Source organism: Streptococcus sp. UMB1203, from assembly GCF_030217725.1.
In the GTDB taxonomy this organism is placed as follows: domain Bacteria; phylum Bacillota; class Bacilli; order Lactobacillales; family Streptococcaceae; genus Streptococcus.
Window position 1 is genome coordinate 1 of record NZ_JASOOK010000055.1, and the last position, 3,429, is coordinate 3,429.

A 3,429-nucleotide genomic window follows, 5' to 3' on the forward strand; every position below is an offset into this window, starting at 1 on the left:
AGACCTTTGAAAACTGAACAAGACGAACCAATGTGCAGGGCACTACAACTAAGGTTGTAGTACTGAACAATGAAAAAAACAATAAATCTGTCAGTGACAGAAATGAGTGAGAGCTCAAACTTTTAATGAGAGTTTGATCCTGGCTCAGGACGAACGCTGGCGGCGTGCCTAATACATGCAAGTAGAACGCTGAAGGAGGAGCTTGCTTCTCTGGATGAGTTGCGAACGGGTGAGTAACGCGTAGGTAACCTGCCTGGTAGCGGGGGATAACTATTGGAAACGATAGCTAATACCGCATAAGAGTAGATGTTGCATGACATTTGCTTAAAAGGTGCAATTGCATCACTACCAGATGGACCTGCGTTGTATTAGCTAGTTGGTGGGGTAACGGCTCACCAAGGCGACGATACATAGCCGACCTGAGAGGGTGATCGGCCACACTGGGACTGAGACACGGCCCAGACTCCTACGGGAGGCAGCAGTAGGGAATCTTCGGCAATGGACGGAAGTCTGACCGAGCAACGCCGCGTGAGTGAAGAAGGTTTTCGGATCGTAAAGCTCTGTTGTAAGAGAAGAACGAGTGTGAGAGTGGAAAGTTCACACTGTGACGGTATCTTACCAGAAAGGGACGGCTAACTACGTGCCAGCAGCCGCGGTAATACGTAGGTCCCGAGCGTTGTCCGGATTTATTGGGCGTAAAGCGAGCGCAGGCGGTTAGATAAGTCTGAAGTTAAAGGCTGTGGCTTAACCATAGTACGCTTTGGAAACTGTTTAACTTGAGTGCAAGAGGGGAGAGTGGAATTCCATGTGTAGCGGTGAAATGCGTAGATATATGGAGGAACACCGGTGGCGAAAGCGGCTCTCTGGCTTGTAACTGACGCTGAGGCTCGAAAGCGTGGGGAGCAAACAGGATTAGATACCCTGGTAGTCCACGCCGTAAACGATGAGTGCTAGGTGTTAGACCCTTTCCGGGGTTTAGTGCCGCAGCTAACGCATTAAGCACTCCGCCTGGGGAGTACGACCGCAAGGTTGAAACTCAAAGGAATTGACGGGGGCCCGCACAAGCGGTGGAGCATGTGGTTTAATTCGAAGCAACGCGAAGAACCTTACCAGGTCTTGACATCCCTCTGACCGCTCTAGAGATAGAGTTTTCCTTCGGGACAGAGGTGACAGGTGGTGCATGGTTGTCGTCAGCTCGTGTCGTGAGATGTTGGGTTAAGTCCCGCAACGAGCGCAACCCCTATTGTTAGTTGCCATCATTCAGTTGGGCACTCTAGCGAGACTGCCGGTAATAAACCGGAGGAAGGTGGGGATGACGTCAAATCATCATGCCCCTTATGACCTGGGCTACACACGTGCTACAATGGCTGGTACAACGAGTCGCAAGCCGGTGACGGCAAGCTAATCTCTTAAAGCCAGTCTCAGTTCGGATTGTAGGCTGCAACTCGCCTACATGAAGTCGGAATCGCTAGTAATCGCGGATCAGCACGCCGCGGTGAATACGTTCCCGGGCCTTGTACACACCGCCCGTCACACCACGAGAGTTTGTAACACCCGAAGTCGGTGAGGTAACCTTTTAGGAGCCAGCCGCCTAAGGTGGGATAGATGATTGGGGTGAAGTCGTAACAAGGTAGCCGTATCGGAAGGTGCGGCTGGATCACCTCCTTTCTAAGGATAAGGAACTGCGCATTGGTCTTGTTTAGTCTTGAGAGGTCTTGTGGGGCCTTAGCTCAGCTGGGAGAGCGCCTGCTTTGCACGCAGGAGGTCAGCGGTTCGATCCCGCTAGGCTCCATTGGTGAGAGATCACCAAGTAATGCACATTGAAAATTGAATATCTATATCAAATAGTAACAAGAAAATAAACCGAAAACGCTGTAGTATTAATAAGAGTTTATGACTGAAAGGTCAAAAAAATAAGGTTAAGTTAATAAGGGCGCACGGTGGATGCCTTGGCACTAGGAGCCGAAGAAGGACGTGACAAACGACGATATGCCTTGGGTAGCTGTAAGTAAGCGATGATCCAGGGATTTCCGAATGGGGGAACCCAACAGGTACTACCTGTTACCCGCATCTGTTAAGGATGTGAGGAGGAAGACGCAGTGAACTGAAACATCTAAGTAGCTGCAGGAAGAGAAAGCAAAAGCGATTGCCTTAGTAGCGGCGAGCGAAACGGCAGGAGGGCAAACCGAAGAGTTTACTCTTCGGGGTTGTAGGACTGCAATGTGGACTCAAAGATTATAGAAGAATGATTTGGGAAGATCAGCCAAAGAGAGTAATAGCCTCGTATTTAAAATAGTCTTTGTACCTAGCAGTATCCTGAGTACGGCGGGACACGTGAAATCCCGTCGGAATCTGGGAGGACCATCTCCCAACCCTAAATACTCCCTAGTGACCGATAGTGAACCAGTACCGTGAGGGAAAGGTGAAAAGCACCCCGGGAGGGGAGTGAAATAGAACCTGAAACCGTGTGCCTACAACAAGTTCGAGCCCGTTAATGGGTGAGAGCGTGCCTTTTGTAGAATGAACCGGCGAGTTACGTTATGATGCGAGGTTAAGTTGAAGAGACGGAGCCGTAGGGAAACCGAGTCTGAATAGGGCGAATTAGTATCATGACGTAGACCCGAAACCATGTGACCTACCCATGAGCAGGTTGAAGGTGCGGTAAGACGCACTGGAGGACCGAACCAGGGCACGTTGAAAAGTGCTTGGATGACTTGTGGGTAGCGGAGAAATTCCAAACGAACTTGGAGATAGCTGGTTCTCTCCGAAATAGCTTTAGGGCTAGCGTCGACATTAGAGATTCTTGGAGGTAGAGCACTGTTTGGGTGAGGGGTCCATCCCGGATTACCAATCTCAGATAAACTCCGAATGCCAATGAATTATGGTCGGCAGTCAGACTGCGAGTGCTAAGATCCGTAGTCGAAAGGGAAACAGCCCAGACCACCAGCTAAGGTCCCAAAATAATTGTTAAGTGGAAAAGGATGTGGGGTTGCACAGACAACTAGGATGTTAGCTTAGAAGCAGCTATTCATTCAAAGAGTGCGTAATAGCTCACTAGTCGAGTGACCCTGCGCCGAAAATGTACCGGGGCTAAAACAATTTACCGAAGCTGTGGATACCTTTATAGGTATGGTAGGAGAGCGTTCTATGTGTGATGAAGGTGTACCGTGAGGAGTGCTGGAACGCATAGAAGTGAGAATGCCGGTATGAGTAGCGAAAGACAGGTGAGAATCCTGTCCACCGTAAGACTAAGGTTTCCAGGGGAAGGCTCGTCCGCCCTGGGTTAGTCGGGACCTAAGGAGAGACCGAAAGGTGTATCCGATGGACAACAGGTTGATATTCCTGTACTAGAGTATGTAGTGATGGAGGGACGCAGTAGGCTAACTAAAGCAGACGATTGGAAGTGTCTGTCTAAGCAGTGAGGTGTGA

Annotated in this window: 1 tRNA gene and 2 rRNA genes; all 3 read left to right on the forward strand. The window is 49.8% G+C overall.

Annotation, left to right across the window (positions count from 1 at the left end):
- The first annotated feature begins 121 nt into the window (after positions 1 to 121).
- Positions 122 to 1,668, forward strand: a 16S ribosomal RNA gene (locus QP439_RS08775).
- A gap of 51 nt (positions 1,669 to 1,719) precedes the next feature.
- Positions 1,720 to 1,792, forward strand: a tRNA-Ala gene (locus tag QP439_RS08780).
- Positions 1,793 to 1,917: 125 nt separating this feature from the next.
- Positions 1,918 to 3,429 (forward strand): 23S ribosomal RNA (locus QP439_RS08785); the annotation flags it as partial.